Raw genomic sequence first — 20,478 nt, forward strand, 5'->3', positions numbered from 1 at the left:
TCTCTACTCCTGATGGTCAAGCAAAAACACCGCGAGTCCGCCACTCAGGGTAAAGTTTTGTTGCTTGTATTGAAAAGAAAGTGAGGAAGCCGGTTGCGCTTCATTGATTGCAATAAGGTAATCATGACCCGCAATGGCAAGATTGATCAGAGTGACATCTTTATCCTGCGTATAGGCGAGACCCGTTACACGGCTATTGGCGCCCAGGGTGTATTCCTTTGACGGGTTGTATTCACCATGTGGCTCAAGCACGGAAACGAACTTGTAATTCCGGCTCTTTTTAACGCGGCGGATAAATGCGTTTTCGTTCCTCAGATTAAAGTTCGGATCGTTTGCCCCGGTCTGAGTAAATAAAAACGTTTCATCATCACCAGCAATGCTGGTTTGAGTATAAAAAACCCCGTTGTCATTCAGCCAGGTGATCTTTGCCAAATCATCTGTAACTTTGCCACTGCCCTTCAGCCACAAATGTTCGTAGCCACTGGCTTCTCCCAACGCCGATAACTGAGTCGGGTTCACAACAACGGGGAAATTCGTTTCGATCAGTTGACCGCTGTAATGCAAAGGCAGGTCAAATTGGTGAGAATCCTTACCCGCCACTTCAAATATATCCAGTGCGATAGTTTGCCGGAGTTCAGGCAAAGGAATAAGCGCGACTGTGCGGGAAAGAGAAACATCATCGTATGCAGCAGAAATCGTGGCTTTAGATACGGTTCCGGCTTCGTTGCTGTCAAATAACAACAACTCCGGTGCATTTGCATTGGCCACATCAACGTCGCCGTTAAAATGACTCCTTTCGTCCACCACCACGGTATTGTGCGCTACAGTCTGCTTTGCGTAAGTTTCGTTTTCCGGTAAATAGCGTCCGCCAAACTTGGCTTCAACATTCAGAAACCGTGCTGCGCCGTAGTCGGTCACGATCTCAGCACCGTGGTCATAGAATTGCCAGGTCAACTTGTCAAAATGGCCATGACCAAGGCCTTGTGATGCCGGTTTAAACAGTACCGCAGCACCATTTTCCTGAGGCTCCCGCATTATCACCAGGGCCCCTTCTTTCCCATCGTGACCATCTCCGAACGCCACAGAGCTGAACGCATACGGCGTTGCTTTATTAGCATCCAGTGCGTTGGCTACGTCGAGTCCTGCCCCGGTAAGCAGGATCTGGCCTTGCTTTTCAGCAATATCTAAAAGCCCGGTATCACCCGTGATCTGATACGCTGCTGCCACCCCGTGAACCAGTTCAATAGTATCAATGCCTTTACTTTTTATAGCGTCATTTATCGGAAAGAATTTGCCGTTATAGCTCAGTTGAATCGTCGCGTTGATGGCTTTTAACAATACGTGGTCGCGGTAGGCAAAAATCTGTCTGTCAGGCTCGTTATTTTCTATAGCGCTGGCAAACGTGACGAATGGCAACAGGGCAAATCGCTGATAATAAGGGCCTTCGTTGTAGTAACCATCCGGTGAGAACAGGATATCCAGTTGCTTCAGGAAGCCGCCTTCTCCCGATTTATCCAGATCATAAAGGGCTTTCTCAACCCACTCTGGCTGATTCATTACATAACCACTCATCCCGACACCTGCAGTTGCCCACGTGCCGTGGTTGTGCACTTTATTGAAAGTAGATGGCTGACCTTCTGAGATGAAAAGCGCTACCGGCTTCAGCAGGTTATCCTCAATTAACTTACGCTCATCCGCAGGTATGGCATCATAAACAAGATCATATGCCTGAATAGTGTACACCAGCCACATTGCCTCATTTAAGCTTTGCCAGAAAAACTTACCGGGATTCTGGGAGTTCACTTTACGCTCAGGGTGCACATCCAGTGTCGGGTACAACTCCGCGTAATCCAGCAGCATCTTGCGAACAAAATCTCCGTAACGCTCATCCTGACTAATTTGATAAATCAAACCGGTCCGGTACATATCCTGATAATTTTTCTTGTGCTTTTCATGGGTATAGCCACCGGCACCGTCTACAGGAACCGGTACATCGGTTTGTTGCGAAATCAGTGCATCCACATGTTGTTTTTCAGACTCATAAGCAGTGGCAAACCGTCCCGGTACGTTGACGGCCTTACGCATTGCCACAACATCCTCTTTGGTGATCACCAGATTCGGATGCTGTGCCATCGTTTTACCGCTAAAAATAATCAATGAGGCAAAAGTAAAAACGGCAATGGCTACTCTTATTACTTGTTTCATAATCTACTTACCTTCCCCTGACTACTGTGCCTGACGCGTATTGTTTTCAATCAACGCGAAAGGTCCGCCTTCAGCGTTCAGCTCTTTAACTTGCGGATTACCGGTGGCGTTAAACGCATTGCCGGTTATCTCTGTCTGCGGCTCACCGACGGTGTGCTCCACGATTACAGGCTCAGAATGGTCAAACTGGTTATCACTTATCGTAGTGACCTGAACACCATGCAGATATACAGATGCAGACGTTTTATTACGCTTTCCTTTACCCACGTTACTCAGCGTATTGCCCGACATGGAAAAATGCGGCCCGAAGGTGCTTTCGTCAGTACCGCCCCGGTATAACGTTACAACTGCACCGGCAACATTCCTGAACGTATTATTTGTTAATGAAACATATTCTGCGTTGTAGATCCCCAGGTCTTCGATTTCTGTGTTCAACACCAGAATATCGCCTGTAATGTCTTTAAAATTGCTGTCAGCAATTGTGATGTTGTCTGCGAATGCACCTTTGCCAGAGAGGAAAAAGTGGAAAGTGTGGTTAATGTCTAGCTGACTTACTTCTACGTTTTCAGCGACAAAGCGGTAGTTGTGCAACATGCCCCACTTTTTCGTGCGTACGACACTGTTGCCAGCCGCATCCGGACTTGCAGCACCGGTAAGGGAAAGATTAGCCAGTTTCAGGCTTCCGCCGTCATGTACTTCAAATAGTGTTGAACGCTCAAAGCTAATTTCCGTTTTGCCGTCTCCCGCACCTGTCAAAGTGATTACCTTATTGATTTCGACAATTCGGGGAACGACAAACTTTCCGGCCTCAATATTAATAACGTCACCGTCTTCCGCCCTGTTAATGGCACTGATAAGTGCATCAGCATCAGCCGCAACCGTCACTGTTTCACCAGAATCAAATGCGGTAGTCGCCGGCGTTTTCGGATACCAGGCTACTCCGGTATCCTCTTTCGCAATAACCTGAATATCGCGGTTTACACCTGCCTTCAGAGAATCATCAGCCGGATAGAGTAAGCCATTATCCGCTCTTTCCAGCGCAACCTCCTGTTTGCTGAATCCACTCCGGATATCAGCCAGCACATTCGTATTAGCAACATTTTCTGAAAAACGGATGCCGGAAATGTCATCAAAAACAGTAAAGGGTTGGGTTCCATTCTGATTCAGGACCAGGTTTTGCGTGAAAGCGGAATTGACCGGCGTTGCTGTTCTTTCTGCATCGCTGCCTGCCGCGAATTGAATATGATCCACGTTGATAAAGGTATTACCGGCAATCTGCGCATTTTCAACCTGGTGATAGCGGTTCACAGGAGAGTCCGGCACGCCGTTCATCACGGTAAAGCCGCTACCAAAACGGTAACCCGTCAAGCCTTCGAGATAGTTGTTTTTAATTATCTGATGCTTGTTAATGACCCTGATGCCACCAGTATGATCCTGTCCGTTACCTGTAAACACATTGTCTTCAACTTTATTGCCGTTCCCGTGCCGTAATGTCAGCGTGCCTCTGGCTTCGTTAAATACGTTGTTAGTTATACTGTTTTTACCGGATTTCACAGATATGATTTCTACTTCACCATTTGTCTGGTCGAAGTAGTTATAAGACACATTAGTAAACGAGTCGGTCAGCGAGTAATGGCTGGTTCCGATACGCAGTGTTTCACCACCGTTTGAACCGAATACAGGGCGGAAGCCAAAATAGTTATGATCAATCTGATGATAATTTTCCTGACTGGCTTCACTGTTCAGCCGCACTGCGACTGTCACGCCTTTGTTGCGTTTTCCGGCCAGATGGCTGTGGTCGAACCGGTTATGCTTTCCGTATAGCGCAACCCAGTAATCCGATTCCTGTCTGTCAGGATTGTTGTAATTATCAATTACCACTTCCGATACTCTGGAGTAGCTGGCCAGTTTCTTGCCATCGCGGAACTCAATCACTGCGCTTCCCGGCGCGAAGCCGTTTTTAAATACCAGTCCGGACACATGCAAATATTCGCCGGCAAGTTTCAAATCAGATTGCCCGCTGAGAATCACTTTGCCTTTTTCTTCCGCTGTTAAAGATACCGGCGCATTTTTGGTCCCTTTAGCCGAGAATACAATTTCGAAGTCTGTCCACACACCATTTTTAAGAATAACGGTATCACCGGGCGCCAGTTCTTCAGCAACACGTTGATATTCTGCCGGAGTGGCAACGAGATATTCACCGGCAGTGATAGTGAAGGATGTAATGAAGCCAAAAAGTATCAGGCAAAGCTTCTTCATTTTGTTCTTGTCCCTTGTCTGTTTCACCCGTAAAGAGTTGCTGAAAACACCATGTAAATCATAGCTCATAGTGCTTCAGCGGGTTCGTAGGGTAGTACGAGGTTCCTGTTTCATTATTATTGCTTTTAGGAGACAGGTATTTGGCTAAAGCTTTCGCTTCAGCAAATGCTTATTTATTCAGCTTCAGGAAGTAGTCGTAAATTTCCGGTACATTGCCATCTCCCATGCCCGCATCAAAGGCAGCCTGCAGATAAGACGAAGAGCCTTCTGCAATTTTAGATTCAGTACCGAGATCACTGACCATTTGGAGGAAATAGCCTAAATCTTTATTTGCATTCGCAATGGAAAACCCGAGATCGCTGACATTGTCTACTGCATAGTTTTTGCAGAATTGCATGAAAGGAGAGTTCGAAGGACCCGCTGACATGATGTCGAACAGTTGCTGGCGGTCTACACCCGCACGTTCGGCCACAGCGAAGGCCTGAGACATGGTGCACACAGTGGTCATGCCCATAAAATTATTGATTAACTTAGTAGTATGGCCGGCACCCAGTTCACCGAGATAGAAAACATTTTCGCCCTGATCATCAAGTACAGGTTTTACTTTTTCAAAGGTGGCTTTGTCACCTGCAGCCATGATGTTCAGTAAGCCATCTTTTGCATGTGCAGGTGTGCGACCCAGCGGAGCGTCGATCATAGACGCGCCTTTTGCAGCCAGGTCTGCGCCGATTTTTCTCGTGGAAGCAGGAATCGAAGTGCCGAAATCGATCAGCACAGAACCTTCTTTCATCCCTGCCAGCAAACCATCTTCAGCATATACCACTTTCTCAACAATCGTTGACGTGGTCAGGCAAAGCATAACGATATCAACCGCTTCTGCGAGTTCCTTGCCCGTCTGTACCGTTTTTCCGCCCCGCTCTACACACTTGGCTACGGCTTCTTTATTTAAATCCATAACAACAAGGGGGTAACCTTTGTTTTGCAGGTTTTCCACCATATTACCGCCCATAAGACCAAGGCCGATAAAACCGATTACTGGTTTAGACATTACTATCTCCCGAATTCATTGTTGCAAGCAGTCCTGAGATTGAGTTGAACTTCCCCGCCTGTCATCACCGGCATAGTTCAGCTTTGTTCAATTATTCAGATGACACTACTTGAATTGCCAAACAAAATGGTTGATAGCCATGACCAACCAATCACAATGAAAAGGTATTTTTATCAGACCAATTTGTCAACCAATTATTTTTACCAAAAATAGTAACCGGTGTTAACAGAGTACATAAATTTTACAAATAATTGATGTGGGAATGGAGATAAAAGTTGCTATATCAGGGAGTTATAGAAACTTCGGTGGCAGGCATATATCCGTAAATTTTAACGTGACTCGCCGGCAAAATAATTGCCGGCTAAATTGGTCGACCAATAAATTCACCGACCGGTGAGAGGGTAGGTTTTTACAGATCCAGCACTAAGCGTCCGCTTCTGGCCCGCGAACAGCAAGGGGTGATCAGTTTCATCTGTTGTTTTTCTTCGTCGGTGAGAAAAACATCGCGGTGATCGGCCTCGCCATCCAGCAAGCCGGTGACACAGGTGCCGCACACCCCTTCTTCACAGGAAACCGGCACAAACACGTCATTTTCTTCCAGTACCGAGAGGATTGTGCTGTCTTTATTCACGGTGAAAATGTCACCACTGGATTTGAGTTCAATCTCAAATGCTTTATCTGATGAGGTATCTGTTTCTGCTGCGGTGAAAAACTCGCGGTGCAGCTGTGAAGGCGATAACCCGGCGTTCTTTGCCGCATTAAGCACATCTTGTATGAACGCGCCCGGCCCGCACACATACACCTGTGCTTTATCAGGAACACCGTAAAAACAACTGTTCAGATCAACCCGCTTACCGGCGAATGCAGCTTTACTGATAACGTGTACACAGGATGCCGGCCCGAGCCGGTCTGCATACACGGCTCGTTTGTCGTCAGCAACTGCATAGAAAACACGGAACGGCCGCTCTGCTTTCTGACAGGCTTCAGCCATGGTCACAATGGGCGTAATACCAATACCCGCAGCAAACAGGTAGCAGGGCGCTTCGCTGTTATCGAGAGCAAAGTGATTGCGGGGTTCACTGATGATCAGCGTATCGCCTTTCTGCACAGTTTCGTGCACGCTCACAGAGCCGCCACGACTTTGTTTGTCTTTTAAAACGGCGATGGTGTAATGATTATCTTGCGGCTGACCGCACAGGGAATACTGACGGGTGAAATCACCCGGCAACTGCACATCAATGTGTGCACCGGCTTGCCACTCAGGCAACCGGAGGCCATTTTCAGCCACCAGCTTTAACTCACATACCGAATCATTGAGTAATATTTTAGAGACGACTGTCGCTTTAATCATGCCACCTGCTCCGAAACAGAAGACTCCGATTCAAGCTTGATAGCTTTTGTGATCATGCGTCTTGCCTGCACACCGCCAGCATCGATATCCAGTTTCAATAGATGACGTTCAGGATAGCGGCTGAGGTTCCGTTGCTGCCGTTCCAGCATTTCCTGATCTTCGGCAAAAATTTTACCCTGCCCCTCGCGAATTTTATCGGTCAGCGCAGGATCCTGCGGTTTGAATTTTCTGGCCATGCCCCAGAAGTACAGAATAGAAGTGTCGGTCGCCGGCGTGATGAAATCCACCACAATACTGCTGGCTTTCACCTCATCCGGTGCGTGATATCCGCCGTTACCGGCCAGAGCTACGCCCACTTCAATCATCACGTGACTGGGTAAGTCGAAGCGGCATATTTGCCAGCGGTCTACAGGCGCATTCTTATCCAGCCCGTTCATCTCCATTGCAGCCTGCCAGAATGGCGGAGGCATGATATTTTCCATAAACCGGCTGGTTACCACCTGCTTACCTTCCATGGTGGTTTTTACCGGTGTTTCATCAATTTCTTTTTGTCCGATACTGGTGGCATGCACATAGGTTTCGTGCGTTAAATCCATAAGATTGTCTATCATCAGCCGGTAATCACAGGCGATTTCATACAGTCCGCCGCCGTACGCCCACTCAGGACTTTCTGCCCACTCGAGATGAGGAATGTCAGACACACAGGCTTTTTCTTTGTCGCCGGGCCATATCCAGATATAGCCATACTTTTCCTCAACAGGAATAGCGCGAATGCAGGGAAAACGTTCCGTTCTCTGATTGGGCATAGAGTGGGTTTTACCGGTTTTGTCCATTTGCAAACCGTGATAACCGCATACCAGCTTGCCATCTTCCACATACCCCAGCGACAAGGGAGCTCCCCGGTGAGGACAGAAATCTTCAACGGCCTGAATTGCCCCTGTTTCATCACGATAAAAAGCAATGTCGATATTGCATACGGTTCTGCCAAGTGGCGCAGTGGCATTGACCTCGTCAGCCGCTGCCGCCACATACCAGGTATTTTTCATAAACGTCGTCATAGGAACACCCTGAAATTGGATCCAATGTTAAAGTAAAGTAACGGTATTAACTCTACACTAACTTCGGTATTGGATCCAATAGATCATTATTCGGACTAAAGAATAGCGATAATCCGGTTTCACAAACAAGAATGGATCCAAAGAATGAAATGCGCGTTGTCTCACGGAGTACATGATGTTTTTCGCGGGGGCGTGTATGCTTGTGACAGTTTGTACAGCATAAACAACAGGTTCATTGTGGTTACAGGTAAACACGCTGTTATCAGTATTCTGAGAAACAAAATCCTTTCCGGTGATTTTGCTCCGGGTGAGCGACTGGCGGAAATCCCCACCGCAGAAGCGCTGGGTGTATCACGCACCCCGGTACGTATTGCATTCAGACAGTTAGCGCAGGAAGGACTGCTTACCAAACTCCCGCGACGTGGTTATCAGGTTCGTCATCTTAATCAGGAAGATATAAACGGCTCTGTGGAAGTGCGTGGCGTGCTGGAAGGACTGGCCGCGCGGCTGGCGGCAGAGAAAGGCCTTAGCGAAGCGCATCAGGCACAGTTAGCAGAATGCCTGCATGAGGGCGATGAGATTTTTGCTGACGGCGAACTCACCGATGATGATGTTCAGCGTTATGTAGAGATGAACAACACCTTCCACTCGGTGATCCTTGAAGCCAGCTGCAATCCTGCCATTGCGGCGGCATTACAGCCCAACGAGTTTTTACCCATGGCCTCGGTCAGCGCCATGGTATTTGATCCGAAAGACAGCGCCAGGGAATACCGGCGCCTGCTTTACGCACACCAGCAGCACTATGCCATTGTTGATGCGTTGCTAAACCGTCAGGGAGCGCGTGCCGAAGCCTTAATGAAAGAACACGCCCATGCTGCACTGGTGCGGTTTGATGCTGTGCGGGACTCTTCATCCGTGAAAGTGTACCGGTTAGCCGGGCAAAAGTGAGCAAAGAGGGGCCGGCAGAGAATTGATGCCGACGCCGGCAACAGTACATGGCACCTGAGAAACAACCCGGGAGCGATGTCCTTTCCCCGTTGTGTCGTTAGCGAATAGCATATCGCCCGGTTTCATCAGGAATGTAGCGCCGGACTCAACTTCCACTTCCCATTCACCGGTTAATACAATCGACAATAACGGCGATGTCACGGTATGCCAGTCACCAAAATCTCCCCGGGTTCCGGTGATCACACACCAGCTCTCTGCTGCATCATGATAGAACGGAGATGGGGGAAAGACGTGCGGCAACGATGATTCCATCGCTGCCGAAAGTCCGTTCTCGTCACAGTAAACGGTAATAATCCGTGCCATCAGGCAGCATGGCCCTTCGCGGAGGGCTTTTCCCAGATAACGGGAAAGTACTCGCCTTCCGGTGCTTTCCCTTCCGGTAAGTCGGTGACATCCGGAATAGGCGCTTTATAGGGCGTGTTCCACCAGGTCACATCACTGCCAAATACGCGTACAGCTAACCCGCTTCTGGGCAACGTTTCTGAAAAGTTACCTTTCGAGAAGTGTGGTGTCATAGGATGAAAAATCACCGCATCACCCGGCTGCATGTCAAAGCCCACGAACTCAAAAGGGAAATCAGGATTGTTCCGTTCTTCTTCAAAATTGGGGCACAAACCTGCCCCCTGATCCGGAGCAAAGCCATAGTGAATATCGTTTTCAACACAATGTTTATGATAGCCGGCAAGGAACTCTACCCGACCGTTTTCACTGCTGACCGGGTCAAGTGCAACCCAGATATTCGGCGCCATTTCACCTTTAACCGGCCATGCGGATTCATCGTTGTGCCAGGGCATGATTTTAGGAGACTGAGGCGGCTTGACGAACAAATGATCGTGGTAGATTCGGATGAAATCAGCACCGATGGTTTCGCCAACAATCTGACCTAACGGGGACTGCATAATAAAATCCCGCACCGGACCGGGCTTGCGCCACATGTAACACACAGAGATCATTCCTGCACTGTGAGAGGGCCCTGTCACGCCAAAATCTTCCGGCGCTTTTCGCACATCTTCAATATGTGACTTCAATAATTGGATCCATTCGCTGTCGAACATCTGACGAAGACACACCACGCCATCCCGTTGATAGACCGCTTTATCCTCTTCAGTCACCGCGTTAAGAGGTTCAGAATTCATGACTTACTCCTTTTCCATAATCGTAGTTTTGTCACGCAGTGCCGCCAGGTCATCTGCTGTCAGGCGGTAGCGGGACATAAAGAAAATACTCAGTAACTGAATGAGAGCGGGCAGGATTGCAATACAGAAATACAATGCCGTTTTGGCAGATTCAGGCTGTGCTACCGCAACGCCATCGGTAGACTCCAGATAGCCCATTATTCCCAGGAACATCCCGACAAAGGCCACGCCCAGTGCGCCGGATAATTTTTCCGTCAGAATGTACAACCCGGTGAACATGCCTGCCCTGTCTGTACCATTTTTCAACGCGTCATATTCCAGCGTATCCGGCAGCATGGACTGGCTGAGCAAAAAAGTACCACCACCGGCTATCCCAATAACAACCGCTCTCACAGCGATGGACCAGGCCGCTTCACCGGGTCCTGCCAACAGCCAGCTTAGATGGGTCAGGCCGAACAACAGACAGGCCAGCATGAAACCATGTTGCTTGCCCCACCGCTTAGCTACAAATAACCAAACGGGCTGCGAACAAATCAGCGCAACCGACTGAATGCCCATGTAAAAACCAATCATTGCATCTGACACCTGCAACACGTGTTTGGTGAAAAATGCAAAAGTTGAAAGCGTTAAGGTGAGTACAAAGAAGTAGCTTAGTTTGGCACTCATCAGCCACATGAAAGGCTTATTCGCCAACGCAGATTTAAGTTGTTCAAAGAATGGCGGATAATTGGTTTGGCGAACTACTTTTCGTTCCGGCGCGATACGCAGGCACCACACGCTGGCTAAAACGGTCACTCCGGCAACCAGTCCCAAAAATAGCGATATTTTCATGTGACCGGCTTTATCTGCGCCCCAGTAAGCCAGAAGTGCCGGGGCAAGCGACAGCCCGATCATTGTGCCTACCGAAGAAAAGATAACCCGGTAAGACATCAGTTCTGTCCGCTCGTTATAGTTGGCGGTAAGACTTGCCGGCATGGTCATATATGGCACCATATACATGGTATAGGTAGTCGCATAGAGCAGCTTTCCGGCAAGCAGGTAGATAATCAGGGCGGTCATGCTTAATGACGGTGCCGCAAACAGGTAAATTATCACCAGCGCGCTCAGCAGCCCGCCTCCCAGCAACCAGGGAAGCCGCTGGCCCCAGGGCGTCCGGATACGGTCGGACAGAATTCCCATCAGTGGATCACTGAACGCATCCCAGACTTTCGCCACGGCAAAGATCGTGGCTGCGACCGAAGCCGCTACGCCCAGCGAGTCGGTCATAAAGCGCAGCAGCAATACACTGATTGCCATGTTGAGCACGGTTAACGGCAGAGAACCCAGACCCCAGCCCAGCTTTATGCGCCATGGCAAACTTTGTTTAGCAGGCGTTTCTCCGGCGGTAACCTGTGGCTGAGCCGTCTGTGTAGCTTCCATAATTACTGATCCCGCAGAAGAGAAGAAAGATAGGAGTCACCGGCAGCCGGGCAAAAAGATTTGTCCAGTTGTACGGAGATACCGAACTGCCCGTCCGGGCCTGCTCCGGATTTATGACCGCTGCCGGTGCAATCTTCGGCAAACAGAATGTCGCCCTGCACCAGTTCGAAGCGCCGGCCATCCCGCAATACAACCACCAGCGTACCAAACATGGGAATGATCAGGTTAGGCTGGTTGGCAACGTGCCAGTCCATTAGCAAATTGGGCTCCATGCCGCCTATGGTGACCCGCGCAGCATCATGTCGGATAAGGTAATGGGAGACCCGTTTTGTCGCGCTGTTCAGCGGAATTTCCCGCATGTCAGCGAGCCCGTCCTCGTTGGTGAACAAATTGAAGAAGCGGTTTGGCCACTTTTCACCGGCAGTCACCGCAGAAAGTGTATCTGCCTGTACTTTCATGGCAGGGAGCATCATTGCAGACGCCGCACCGGCTACAGCTGTGCTCAGAAAGTGTCGACGGGTGTTATTGTTTTTTTCCATTTCAGCGTCCTCGTGGCTGTTCTCTATACATTTTGATTATTTAATGGCATGGTTAATTTGTCTAACTCATAATGAGCATGCAAATAATGAACTCAATTCATAACGGAAAGTTCGATCTCAATCTGTTAGTTGTTTTCGATGCTATTTATCGTACAGGCAGTATTACCCGGGCTGCACAGTCGCTTCATCTGAGCCAGTCTGCGGTCAGCCATGCGCTTAACCGCCTGCGGGATATTGTTGAAGACCCCTTGTTTATTAAAGTCCCCAAAGGCGTTGTACCATCAGACTATGCCCACAGAATCGCGCCGTCTTTGCAATTCAGTCTGGAGTCGCTCTCGACGGTACTGGTGAACGAGAAAGACTTTGATCCTGCCAGTGCCAGCAGCACCGTAACCATCGGTGTGTCACAAATGGATCAGTTACTGTTCCTGGCACCGCTCTTCAAAAAGATGGGCTCTCAGGCTCCGGGGATGAACCTTCGTGTTCATCCGGTGTTGCCTGATTTGTTTCTGGATGCACTGGATAAAAAGCATGTGGATATGCTTTGTGTTATTCAGTCACTGTCCTCACTGGATTTACCCAACCGTATTCGTAAAACATGCTTATTTGAAGACGACCTGGTATGTGTAATGTCTGCCCGTCATCCTCTTGCCGGAAAAACATTGACCCTGGAAGGTTATGTCTCAACGCCTCATCTCATCATGGCAACCGGCCATGTTGAGAAAACCTGGATTGATGATTTACTGACAGGAAAAGGCTTAAAGCGCCGTGTCGGGCTGGTCGCCCCCCACCCGTCTGCCGTAGCCCATGTTGTGCCGCAAAGCGACCTGGTGTGCACGCTGGCGAGAAGCATTGCTTTACCCTATGTGAACCATCCTGATTTTTATGTGACCGCCGCCCCTTTCAGCTGGAATGAACCTCATGAAGGACTGCTCATGTGGCACGGGCGCAGTGATAATGACCCTGCCCAGCGGTGGGCCAGAAAGTTGATTGAAGAGGTGTGGCAGGAAAGCTATCAGCCCACCTGACAAGCTGTCAGGTGGCTGGTTCAGCAGAGATCAGACATTCACAAACGTGTCGGGATGCGGCCCCAGACGGCGATTTTCATTCAGCGCATCCATGGCTTTCATATCCTGCTTGCTTAATGAAAAGTCGTAAATATCAATATTTTCACGTATCCGCTCAGGTGTTACCGATTTAGGGATCACGCACACATTGCGCTGTAAATGCCAACGCAGCACTATCTGAGCCGGAGTTTTTCCGTATCCACGGGAAAGCGTACTGACCGTTTTTGAATTAAATACATCCGCACCCCCCTGCGCCAGCGGGCTCCATGCCTGCACGGCAATGTTTTCCTTCTGACACCAGTCCACCAGCTCCGGCTGGGATAGCAGAGGATGTAACTCGATCTGATTCACAACCGGCGTAATACCCGTTTCCTGCTGCAATCGTTGAATATGTTCAGGCTGAAAATTACTCACCCCCACCGACTTCACCAGCCCCTGCTCCTTCGCAGCCAGCAGTCCTTTCCAGGCATCAATAAACTGCCCTTGAGACGGCGCCGGCCAGTGGATTAAATATAAATCCACATGGTCCAGTTGCAGCTTAGTCAGACTTTCTTCCAACGCCTGCTGTACCCGCATCTGGTCGGTATTCCACAATTTCGTGGTGATATAAAAAGCTTCCCTGGGCAACCCGCTGTTTTTGAGGGCATGACCCACTCCGGCCTCGTTCTCATAAATACTGGCAGTATCGATCAGGCGGTAACCGTGACCGAAAGCGCAGTCGACGGCGCTTTCCACTTCTTTATTGCTGGCCTGCCACACACCCAGTCCCACAGGAGGCAGTGTGTTGCCATCATGCAAACTATATTTCAACATACGCGTTCAGCTCTTTTCAACGGTTATCAGGTGTGAAGCCCAGTGCGCCCGGGTTGAGCAGGTTTTTCGGATCCAGATAAGACTTGATCGCCTGAATAAGTCCAAAAGACTCGGGTTTCATACCTGTCGCATAGTGATAGGACTTTCCGAGTTGAAAATGTGAGCTACCCAAATCACTGTACAAATCTACTAACTCACTTTTTACCTTATCAACATAAGCTCGAATTTCGAGATTCTCAGGATATTTTGTCAACTTAGCGAAATGCGATGGTACGACAGTTTTCTCATGTAACTCTTTTAATTCGTCCTGCCAAAAAAATACCGGTTCAAGCACAAAAGCGTTGGTCGCAATAGTTGCAAACAAATAGCCTGTAATCACCTTATACTCAGTCAATTTTTCGCGGTGACGTTCAAAAACTGCTTCAGACGCTTTCCAGGCATCAACAATCTTAGAATGTGGAAATAAACCATGAACAGGCACCCAACGCTCGCCACTAGGTCCGACAGAATTATTGAGCGGCCCAAAAGGGTTTGCTCTCAAGACTTTTGGAATTGTGCTTTCAATTTCACGACCATTGAACTTTTTTATAATCTGCCGGACTTTATCGGCTTTCAAATTGGCAGACTGCTCACTACTTTCTTCAATAATGACCTGAATAGTAAAGCCCAGATCGTCCATATAGCTCCTTCCGGCCAGCGCAATTTTTGCACCGCCAACAAGTGCCTTTTTAAAAGAACCAGCCGACTTCATAAAACCCGCCAACGCTTTTGCGTCGGTTAACAGACTTTCCCGCTTCTTGCGTTGTTCTTGTAGGGATGGGTCAAAACCAAAACACTCCATGGCAAGTCCCTGACGGGAAATCTCACTCATCGCTTCCAATGCGTCGCTACCAGAACTAAATTCCATAGACACATAGTCTTTTTCTTTTATCAACGGCATAAGGCGCAAGGTTACCGTCCCCTTCATTCCCAACGCCCCATTGTCACCGATAAAAATACCGGTTAGGTCCGGACCGAAATGGCGGAAAAATGGAGAGCCATTTTTTTGCGCGTCCGCGCCGGTTGATATGATAGTGCCATCAGCAATCACAACCTGCATACTGATGATAGAGTCACCGATAGGACCAAATTGACCTGAGCCCCAGAACATGCCATTTTGTGACGCACCGCCACCGGCCGTAGCGTGGATCCCTGACAAAGTTCCCCAAAATGGGGTTCTGAGATTGCGGGCCTCAAGCGCTTCGTGCAACGTCTTCCACGTACATCCAGCTTCAACCGTCACATACATATCCTGCTCATTGATTTCAAGCACCTTATCCATTCGACTGCTATCGATAATGACGGCACCTTCTGCAACGGGAACATAGCCAGAGGTATAAGACATGCCGCCCCCCCGGGGAATAACCACAATGCCGTTCTCAACCAGGGTCTTGATAACCTGACTCAGTTCATCAAGATTGCCGGGCTGAACAACTGCACCCGCGGGTATTGCTTTGGTATACACATCCTGAGCATAAAGCGCGCATGACGCAGGGTCAGTCAGCAGATATTGAGGGCCGGTAATATTCGTAACTGAATCAATCACAGCGGGCGAAATAACGGTATTCATAGGATAGAACTCTCCTGTTTACAGCAGTATCTTGCAATAAAAAAGCAGTACAAACGCACTGCCACTAACTCAGAATGGTTTCGTTGCACCGAGGAAGGCAACGGTAAGAATGCCAATCCAGTAAAGATACGCAAGATAACGGGACATTCTGATTTGTTGCTCCAGACGGGCTTCCAGTACCTCATCTTCTTTTTGTGCCAGTTGCCTGAAAATCACAGTCCACTCACGCATGATAAAACGCAGTTTCAGACCAATCACCAGCAGCCAGGCAAAAATAAATATTTTTGTTGGATACCACATTTGCCCTTCACCGGTGGCAAACGGGCCGTAACCCAGGAAGGTACCGATTGCACAAATCATCATGACTGGAATAAGCACAAAGCGCACACTTTCATCCATTTTGGTCAACCGGATACCCTTATCGGTTTCACGGAAGAAGAATGCCGCCCAGCATAGGCTCAGCCAGATTGCTACCGCAATCCACATTACCACCAGAGTAGTTCCGCCATAGGGTTGCACCCCCCAAATATGACCCATGTGTAAGCCCAGTGGTAATAACAAAATAATACCAGTGCGGGCAAGGATATCGATACGGTATGCGGTTTCTAAATGTCGACGCCTTTCTTCCATCGAAAGCTTACGGTTAACAATGTTGTAAGCCGTCTGAAAGACGCCCCATTCACCACCCAGCCAGTACACCATGGCAACGATGTGAATCCACCGCAATATACTCAGTTCGTACATAATTTCCCCTAAATCCAGAACAATGATGCTATGCGGCAAGTTTATGAGACAGGGGAATCTGGCTGCCTTAACAATTATCAATTCGTGATTAATTGATAAGTAATACAGTGCGTACATGCAAATAAGTAACAACAGCATTTGAATCTAACCCAATTAATGTTTATTGTCATACCTTTAATACATTAAGTGATATTCCGGAGCGTAAGTTATGTATTTAATTAGTCTGCCACACTCGCCCTATGCAGCGCGCTTACGCATGCAAATTCTGGCAAAGGGTCTGGATATTGATATCCGCAAACCGGAAAGCAGCCCTGCCGGCGATGCATTTTCCCGCCTTAATCCTTTAGCCAAAATTCCGGTACTGGTGCTTGATGACGGCCGCACCATTTCAGAATCGGCGGCGATTGCGGAATACATCGAAGACGAATTTGACGGTACACCCTGTTTACCGAAAACCCCGTTTGATAAAGCCAGCGTGCGGACCACAGTCAGCATGGCCAATACCCATATTGCACCGGCGCTGTTTGCACTTTTCAAACAAGCCGGCAAGCCCTTATCCAATGAAGACAGCGCCATCCTGTGGCAACCACTGGAGCTGTTACTTTCACGCTGGCAGAGCTGGCGTATCAGCCGTGGTGAAAGTACGACGCCCTGGCACACCGGCGATTTCGCGATGGCGACCAATGCCTGGTACATCGAAACCCTGGCACTCAAATTTAACCGCCCGTCTCCACTGATGTTTCACGCTGAATTACACAAGTGGTGGCAGGCCTGTCAGGCGTCTTCCTGCATCGCCCCCGTGTTAGAGGAAATGCAGGCAGGGTTTGCGGCTTTTACAAAAAAATAAGACCCGAATAAAACGAACAAGAGAGGAATCTGGGATGACAATCAACCGGCAAATACGCCTGAAAAAACACATAAAGCAAGGCGAAGCCGTCAGTATGGATTTATTTGAGGTGACGGAGTCTGAAGTGCCCGCACTGAAAGACGGTGAGTTTCTGGTAAAAACCGATGCTCTTGGCTTTTCACCTGCCCAGCGAGCTTATCTTATGGGTGAAGCCAGCCGTTTCCACGAGCCAATTGAAATTGGTGATGTAATGCGTGGCCGTGGTGTAGGTACGGTTATCGCTTCCAGACATGAAGATTTTAAAGAAGGGGAAGTCGTTGCCTGCTCAACCGGCTGGCAGGACTACTCTGTTCAGAGTGGCGACACTGAAGGCCTGCTGGTGAAAACACTGCAAAAGGTCACGAATCCGCAAACGCCTTTATATCTGCACCTTGGCATTCTGGGCTCTTCCGGCTTTTCAGCTTACTTCGGCTTCCTCGATATCGGTAAGCCGGTTGCCGGTGATACCGTAGTCGTCTCTGCTGCTGCCGGCGGTGTAGGCTCGATTGTGGCGCAAATCGCCAAAATTAAAGGCTGTAACGTCATTGGCATTGCCGGAGGCCCGGAAAAATGTCAGTGGCTAAAAGACGTAGTGGGTGTCGACCAGACCATTGATTATAAATCTGAAGATTTATACGAGCGTTTTGAAACCTTGTGCCCCGACGGTATCGACGTGTATTTCGATAATGTGGGCGGTGACACGCTGGATGCGGCAATGAAGAATATTGCTCTGCGCGGCCGCGCGGTTATCTGCGGACAGATTGCCACTGAATATACCGATCCACCGTTACCCGGTCCGCGCTACTACTACAACGTGATTTACAAACGCGCACGCATGGAAGGCTTTTTCGTGTGGGATTACCACGAGTCATTCCCGGGTGCAGAACAGGAACTGATCGACTGGTATCACAGCGGACAGATGAAATCCACGGAAGTAGTTTACGACGGCTTACTGTCTGCCCCCGCCGCCCTTGAGAGTCTGTTTAACGGCGCCGATTGCGGCATCCGCGTTGTACAATTATAGGAGCTGACATGGAAAGAGATATATTAGGTTACCGCGCCCGCTTTGGCGTACTGGGTCCTTCAACCAACACAATTGTAGAACCTGAATTTTCAGAAATGCGTCCGGCAGGCGTAACGAATCACTACAGCCGCATTGTGATTAAAAATGCCAGTGCCATTTCTAATGAAACCTTTATGCAGGGAACACTGGAAATCGACCGTAAAACCTACGAAGCAGTAGAAGGTGTGCTCACCATGGGCCCTGACTACCTGGTGATGGGTATGTCTGCGGTTACCTTTTACGGTGGTGCTGAAGGCGCACAGAAATGGAAAGACAATATCCAGTCTAAATCCGGTCTGAAAATTTCTCTGGGTTCTGAAGCTGTTGCCGCAGCTTTGAAAGCTCACGGCAACATTAAAAAAATCGCCTTCCTGTCACCATACTATCCGGTGGCGAATGCCGAAGTGGCAAACTACCTCAGCGACCACGGCTATGAAACAGTGCGGGATAAACCTCTTCAATGTCCTAGCTGGCACGATATTGCCCGGGTAACGCCCTCAACGGTTCGCGAAACCGTTAACGCGCTGAACGGAGATGACGTTGACGCCATCGTGCAGGTAGGTACGAACCTGTGTATGGCCAGACAAGCTGAACGTCTGGAGATGGAGCTGAACAAGCCGGTTATCGCTATTAACACTGCCACATACTGGCATGCTCTGCGTGCCAACGGTATTGAAGATAAAATTTCCGGCTTTGGCCGTTTGCTGTCTGAGTTTTAAATAAAAACGCAGGTGGGTTGTAAGCTCACCTGCCTTATCTAAACACGTTGCCCGCCAAAAATATCGGCTACTCCGGTGTAAATGCCTGTCTGAAGTCACTGATAAAATCTTTTGCGCCTCTTGCAGGACGACCAAGCAAATCTGAAACAACAGACGTGGTATATCCGTGTTGCGCGTTAGCCAGAAAATTAATTTCCTCACAAACCGCATTCACCCGCCATTTGTCTTCAACAACCTGATCCAGCCTGGCTCTGAAGTCTTCCAATGGTGTGCTTGTATAGGTTATCTCTCTACCGAGCTCTTTACTGAGAATTGCGGCGACAGTTTCAAAAGAAACCAGCTCCGGCCCTGTAATATCGTAACTTTTCCCGCTGTGTCCCGATGTGGTCAGCACATGAGCAGCTACCTCCGCAACATCTCTTGCATCTGTCATTGCGACAACGCCGTTTGACATGGGAAATGCGAGCTTATCAGCTTTTACGATGCCCTCTGCACAGAGAAATAACATCTGAGAGAAAAAGGTTGGCCTGAGCATCACCCAGTTAAGCCTCGAACGCTTTAAATACTGCTCACTTTCAACATGCAGTTTCGGGATAGGTTTATCTGAATCCGGCAGTGCTTCCAGCGAGGATTGCTTCACCACCAGACTGACGCCTTTCTCCAGCGCCATATTGATAATTAATTTTTCCAGAAAAAGCTGATGTTCGCTGTTGCCCAGCAACATATACACTTTATCCACCCGCTCAAACGCCTGACTGAGAATATGGTAGTTATCGATTTCTCCCTCAACAACATCCACACCCTGCAACCGCAGCTCTCTGACCTTTTTGGCGTTACGCACCATGATCCTCAATTTTTCGCCTTTTTTAAGGAGCTGCGAAATCAATGCTCTTCCTGTTCTGCCTGTCGATCCAAATACCAGTATCATTTTTCCCGTGCCTCTGATTATTGTTATTTTATTAGCTGGCTGCTGCCAGTTGGTTTCGTGCAGTGAAATCAGCAACCTGACTGCCCACCAGCGCCAGTTGAGCGGCAATATCAGCATCGGTGACCTGCGTGCCGTCGAACAGCCCGCTGCTGACTTTAATACCGGCACCGAAAGGCGTCGGCCAGCCGCGCAAGGCATGCACTATCGAACGCATGGTGGTTAATGTCGGCCCGATGGCTTGCCAGCCGTAGGCATTGACGATCAGCCCGACCGGTACACCGTCCAGATACACTCTGCTGTCTTTTGCCGTCTCCTCGACATAGTCGAGGGCATTTTTCATTAACCCTGACACGGAGCCGTGATAGCAGGGTGTCGCCAGGATTAAGCCATCTGCCTGCCTGATTTTCGCGACAAATTCTGCAGCGTCTGTTGATTGCTCTACTACGCCATAAGCATAGTGAGGCAGTGCCGCCAATGTCTTGCTGCCGATGAGCTCTACATCAGCGCCCCTTTCTTTCGCTGAAGCCAGGGCAACAGCGAGTGCTTTTTCAGTTGATGAGTTTTCAGAGGTCGTGCCCCCGATCCCCAGAATTTTCATTGGTCTGGTCATGTTTTTCTCTGTTTGC

The 20,478-nt window shown here is 49.0% G+C and carries 19 protein-coding genes; 5 read left to right on the plus strand and 14 right to left on the minus strand.

The annotated features are described in order from the left end of the window. Positions 1–3: 3 nt before the first annotated feature. From ACXAGR_RS08775 to ACXAGR_RS08795, 5 genes are all read right to left on the minus strand, one after another. Positions 4–2,205 carry a heparinase II/III domain-containing protein gene (locus ACXAGR_RS08775; RefSeq protein ID WP_474849377.1) on the minus strand — a complete coding sequence of 734 codons (2,202 nt, stop codon included), beginning with the start codon at positions 2,203–2,205 and terminating at the stop codon, positions 4–6. Between the two features lie 21 nt (positions 2,206–2,226). After that, on the minus strand, positions 2,227–4,464 hold the full coding sequence (locus ACXAGR_RS08780; protein WP_474849497.1) for a chondroitinase-B domain-containing protein: 2,238 nt from the start codon (positions 4,462–4,464) through the stop codon (positions 2,227–2,229). 169 nt (positions 4,465–4,633) lie between these two features. After that, positions 4,634–5,512 (minus strand): NAD(P)-dependent oxidoreductase, encoded by an 879-nt coding sequence (locus ACXAGR_RS08785; RefSeq protein WP_474849379.1) that lies wholly within the window; start codon positions 5,510–5,512, stop codon positions 4,634–4,636. Positions 5,513–5,921: 409 nt separating this feature from the next. Further along, positions 5,922–6,863, minus strand: coding sequence for a PDR/VanB family oxidoreductase (locus ACXAGR_RS08790; protein ID WP_474844069.1), 942 nt, complete (start codon positions 6,861–6,863; stop codon positions 5,922–5,924). Beyond that, complete coding sequence (locus ACXAGR_RS08795) at positions 6,860–7,921, minus strand: aromatic ring-hydroxylating dioxygenase subunit alpha (RefSeq protein WP_474849381.1); 1,062 nt, start codon at positions 7,919–7,921, stop codon at positions 6,860–6,862. Before ACXAGR_RS08795 ends, ACXAGR_RS08790 begins: the two co-directional genes overlap by 4 nt. A gap of 237 nt (positions 7,922–8,158) precedes the next feature. Between ACXAGR_RS08795 and ACXAGR_RS08800 the strand changes: the two genes are divergently transcribed. Beyond that, positions 8,159–8,869 (plus strand): GntR family transcriptional regulator, encoded by a 711-nt coding sequence (locus ACXAGR_RS08800; protein WP_474844071.1) that lies wholly within the window; start codon positions 8,159–8,161, stop codon positions 8,867–8,869. Here ACXAGR_RS08800 and ACXAGR_RS08805 read toward each other — a convergent pair. From ACXAGR_RS08805 to ACXAGR_RS08820, 4 genes are read right to left on the minus strand one after another with little or no spacing between them, the layout of a single operon-like run. Next, on the minus strand, positions 8,852–9,232 hold the full coding sequence (locus ACXAGR_RS08805) for a cupin domain-containing protein (protein ID WP_474844072.1): 381 nt from the start codon (positions 9,230–9,232) through the stop codon (positions 8,852–8,854). The genes ACXAGR_RS08800 and ACXAGR_RS08805 overlap by 18 nt on opposite strands. Beyond that, positions 9,232–10,065 (minus strand): phytanoyl-CoA dioxygenase family protein, encoded by an 834-nt coding sequence (locus ACXAGR_RS08810; protein ID WP_474849383.1) that lies wholly within the window; start codon positions 10,063–10,065, stop codon positions 9,232–9,234. The genes ACXAGR_RS08805 and ACXAGR_RS08810 overlap by 1 nt, the downstream gene beginning before the upstream one ends. A 3-nt stretch (positions 10,066–10,068) precedes the next feature. After that, the gene (locus ACXAGR_RS08815) at positions 10,069–11,484 is read right to left on the minus strand and encodes an MFS transporter (RefSeq protein ID WP_474844074.1); all 1,416 of its coding nucleotides are present in this window, start codon (positions 11,482–11,484) and stop codon (positions 10,069–10,071) included. Between the two features lie 2 nt (positions 11,485–11,486). Beyond that, positions 11,487–12,023, minus strand: coding sequence for a cupin domain-containing protein (locus ACXAGR_RS08820; protein ID WP_474844075.1), 537 nt, complete (start codon positions 12,021–12,023; stop codon positions 11,487–11,489). A gap of 86 nt (positions 12,024–12,109) precedes the next feature. Between ACXAGR_RS08820 and ACXAGR_RS08825 the strand changes: the two genes are divergently transcribed. After that, positions 12,110–13,051 carry a LysR family transcriptional regulator gene (locus ACXAGR_RS08825; protein WP_474844076.1) on the plus strand — a complete coding sequence of 314 codons (942 nt, stop codon included), beginning with the start codon at positions 12,110–12,112 and terminating at the stop codon, positions 13,049–13,051. Positions 13,052–13,081: 30 nt separating this feature from the next. Here the strand turns inward: ACXAGR_RS08825 and ACXAGR_RS08830 are convergent, their stop codons facing one another. From ACXAGR_RS08830 to ACXAGR_RS08840, 3 genes are all read right to left on the minus strand, one after another. Beyond that, positions 13,082–13,903 (minus strand): aldo/keto reductase, encoded by an 822-nt coding sequence (locus ACXAGR_RS08830; protein ID WP_474849385.1) that lies wholly within the window; start codon positions 13,901–13,903, stop codon positions 13,082–13,084. 16 nt (positions 13,904–13,919) lie between these two features. Beyond that, positions 13,920–15,512 (minus strand): FAD-binding oxidoreductase, encoded by a 1,593-nt coding sequence (locus tag ACXAGR_RS08835; RefSeq protein WP_474849387.1) that lies wholly within the window; start codon positions 15,510–15,512, stop codon positions 13,920–13,922. 69 nt (positions 15,513–15,581) lie between these two features. Continuing rightward, positions 15,582–16,256, minus strand: coding sequence for a hypothetical protein (locus tag ACXAGR_RS08840; protein ID WP_474844079.1), 675 nt, complete (start codon positions 16,254–16,256; stop codon positions 15,582–15,584). A gap of 208 nt (positions 16,257–16,464) precedes the next feature. Between ACXAGR_RS08840 and ACXAGR_RS08845 the strand changes: the two genes are divergently transcribed. From ACXAGR_RS08845 to ACXAGR_RS08855, 3 genes are read left to right on the plus strand one after another with little or no spacing between them, the layout of a single operon-like run. Then, the gene (locus ACXAGR_RS08845; protein ID WP_474844080.1) at positions 16,465–17,103 is read left to right on the plus strand and encodes a glutathione S-transferase family protein; all 639 of its coding nucleotides are present in this window, start codon (positions 16,465–16,467) and stop codon (positions 17,101–17,103) included. Between the two features lie 34 nt (positions 17,104–17,137). Further along, positions 17,138–18,166 carry an NADP-dependent oxidoreductase gene (locus tag ACXAGR_RS08850; protein WP_303573209.1) on the plus strand — a complete coding sequence of 343 codons (1,029 nt, stop codon included), beginning with the start codon at positions 17,138–17,140 and terminating at the stop codon, positions 18,164–18,166. Positions 18,167–18,174: 8 nt separating this feature from the next. Then, positions 18,175–18,924, plus strand: a complete 750-nt coding sequence (locus tag ACXAGR_RS08855) for a maleate cis-trans isomerase family protein (protein ID WP_474844081.1) — start codon at positions 18,175–18,177, stop codon at positions 18,922–18,924. 67 nt (positions 18,925–18,991) lie between these two features. On the opposite strand, the gene ACXAGR_RS08860 is transcribed toward ACXAGR_RS08855, so the two are convergent. Next, positions 18,992–19,969 carry an NmrA family NAD(P)-binding protein gene (locus ACXAGR_RS08860; RefSeq protein ID WP_474849389.1) on the minus strand — a complete coding sequence of 326 codons (978 nt, stop codon included), beginning with the start codon at positions 19,967–19,969 and terminating at the stop codon, positions 18,992–18,994. Then, complete coding sequence (locus tag ACXAGR_RS08865) at positions 19,884–20,462, minus strand: NADPH-dependent FMN reductase (protein WP_474849391.1); 579 nt, start codon at positions 20,460–20,462, stop codon at positions 19,884–19,886. The genes ACXAGR_RS08860 and ACXAGR_RS08865 overlap by 86 nt, the downstream gene beginning before the upstream one ends. Positions 20,463–20,478: the final 16 nt, after the last annotated feature.

It is taken from the genome of Alteromonas sp. ABH4_457, from assembly GCF_056160625.1.

What these genes read in the sequence shown, in the direction of transcription:
- ACXAGR_RS08835 (WP_474849387.1), bottom strand. Translation starts at nt 15,512, where the DNA reads ATGAATACCGTTATTTCGCCCGCTGTGATTGATTCAGTTACGAATATT.
- ACXAGR_RS08825 (WP_474844076.1), top strand. Translation starts at nt 12,110, where the DNA reads ATGAACTCAATTCATAACGGAAAGTTCGATCTCAATCTGTTAGTTGTT.
- ACXAGR_RS08790 (WP_474844069.1), bottom strand. Translation starts at nt 6,863, where the DNA reads ATGATTAAAGCGACAGTCGTCTCTAAAATATTACTCAATGATTCGGTA.
- ACXAGR_RS08775 (WP_474849377.1), bottom strand. Translation starts at nt 2,205, where the DNA reads ATGAAACAAGTAATAAGAGTAGCCATTGCCGTTTTTACTTTTGCCTCA.
- ACXAGR_RS08865 (WP_474849391.1), bottom strand. Translation starts at nt 20,462, where the DNA reads ATGACCAGACCAATGAAAATTCTGGGGATCGGGGGCACGACCTCTGAA.
- ACXAGR_RS08810 (WP_474849383.1), bottom strand. Translation starts at nt 10,065, where the DNA reads ATGAATTCTGAACCTCTTAACGCGGTGACTGAAGAGGATAAAGCGGTC.
- ACXAGR_RS08805 (WP_474844072.1), bottom strand. Translation starts at nt 9,232, where the DNA reads ATGGCACGGATTATTACCGTTTACTGTGACGAGAACGGACTTTCGGCA.
- ACXAGR_RS08820 (WP_474844075.1), bottom strand. Translation starts at nt 12,023, where the DNA reads ATGGAAAAAAACAATAACACCCGTCGACACTTTCTGAGCACAGCTGTA.
- ACXAGR_RS08855 (WP_474844081.1), top strand. Translation starts at nt 18,175, where the DNA reads ATGGAAAGAGATATATTAGGTTACCGCGCCCGCTTTGGCGTACTGGGT.
- ACXAGR_RS08860 (WP_474849389.1), bottom strand. Translation starts at nt 19,969, where the DNA reads ATGCTGATATTGCCGCTCAACTGGCGCTGGTGGGCAGTCAGGTTGCTG.
- ACXAGR_RS08850 (WP_303573209.1), top strand. Translation starts at nt 17,138, where the DNA reads ATGACAATCAACCGGCAAATACGCCTGAAAAAACACATAAAGCAAGGC.
- ACXAGR_RS08830 (WP_474849385.1), bottom strand. Translation starts at nt 13,903, where the DNA reads ATGTTGAAATATAGTTTGCATGATGGCAACACACTGCCTCCTGTGGGA.
- ACXAGR_RS08815 (WP_474844074.1), bottom strand. Translation starts at nt 11,484, where the DNA reads ATGGAAGCTACACAGACGGCTCAGCCACAGGTTACCGCCGGAGAAACG.
- ACXAGR_RS08785 (WP_474849379.1), bottom strand. Translation starts at nt 5,512, where the DNA reads ATGTCTAAACCAGTAATCGGTTTTATCGGCCTTGGTCTTATGGGCGGT.
- ACXAGR_RS08780 (WP_474849497.1), bottom strand. Translation starts at nt 4,464, where the DNA reads ATGAAGAAGCTTTGCCTGATACTTTTTGGCTTCATTACATCCTTCACT.
- ACXAGR_RS08795 (WP_474849381.1), bottom strand. Translation starts at nt 7,921, where the DNA reads ATGACGACGTTTATGAAAAATACCTGGTATGTGGCGGCAGCGGCTGAC.
- ACXAGR_RS08845 (WP_474844080.1), top strand. Translation starts at nt 16,465, where the DNA reads ATGTATTTAATTAGTCTGCCACACTCGCCCTATGCAGCGCGCTTACGC.
- ACXAGR_RS08840 (WP_474844079.1), bottom strand. Translation starts at nt 16,256, where the DNA reads ATGTACGAACTGAGTATATTGCGGTGGATTCACATCGTTGCCATGGTG.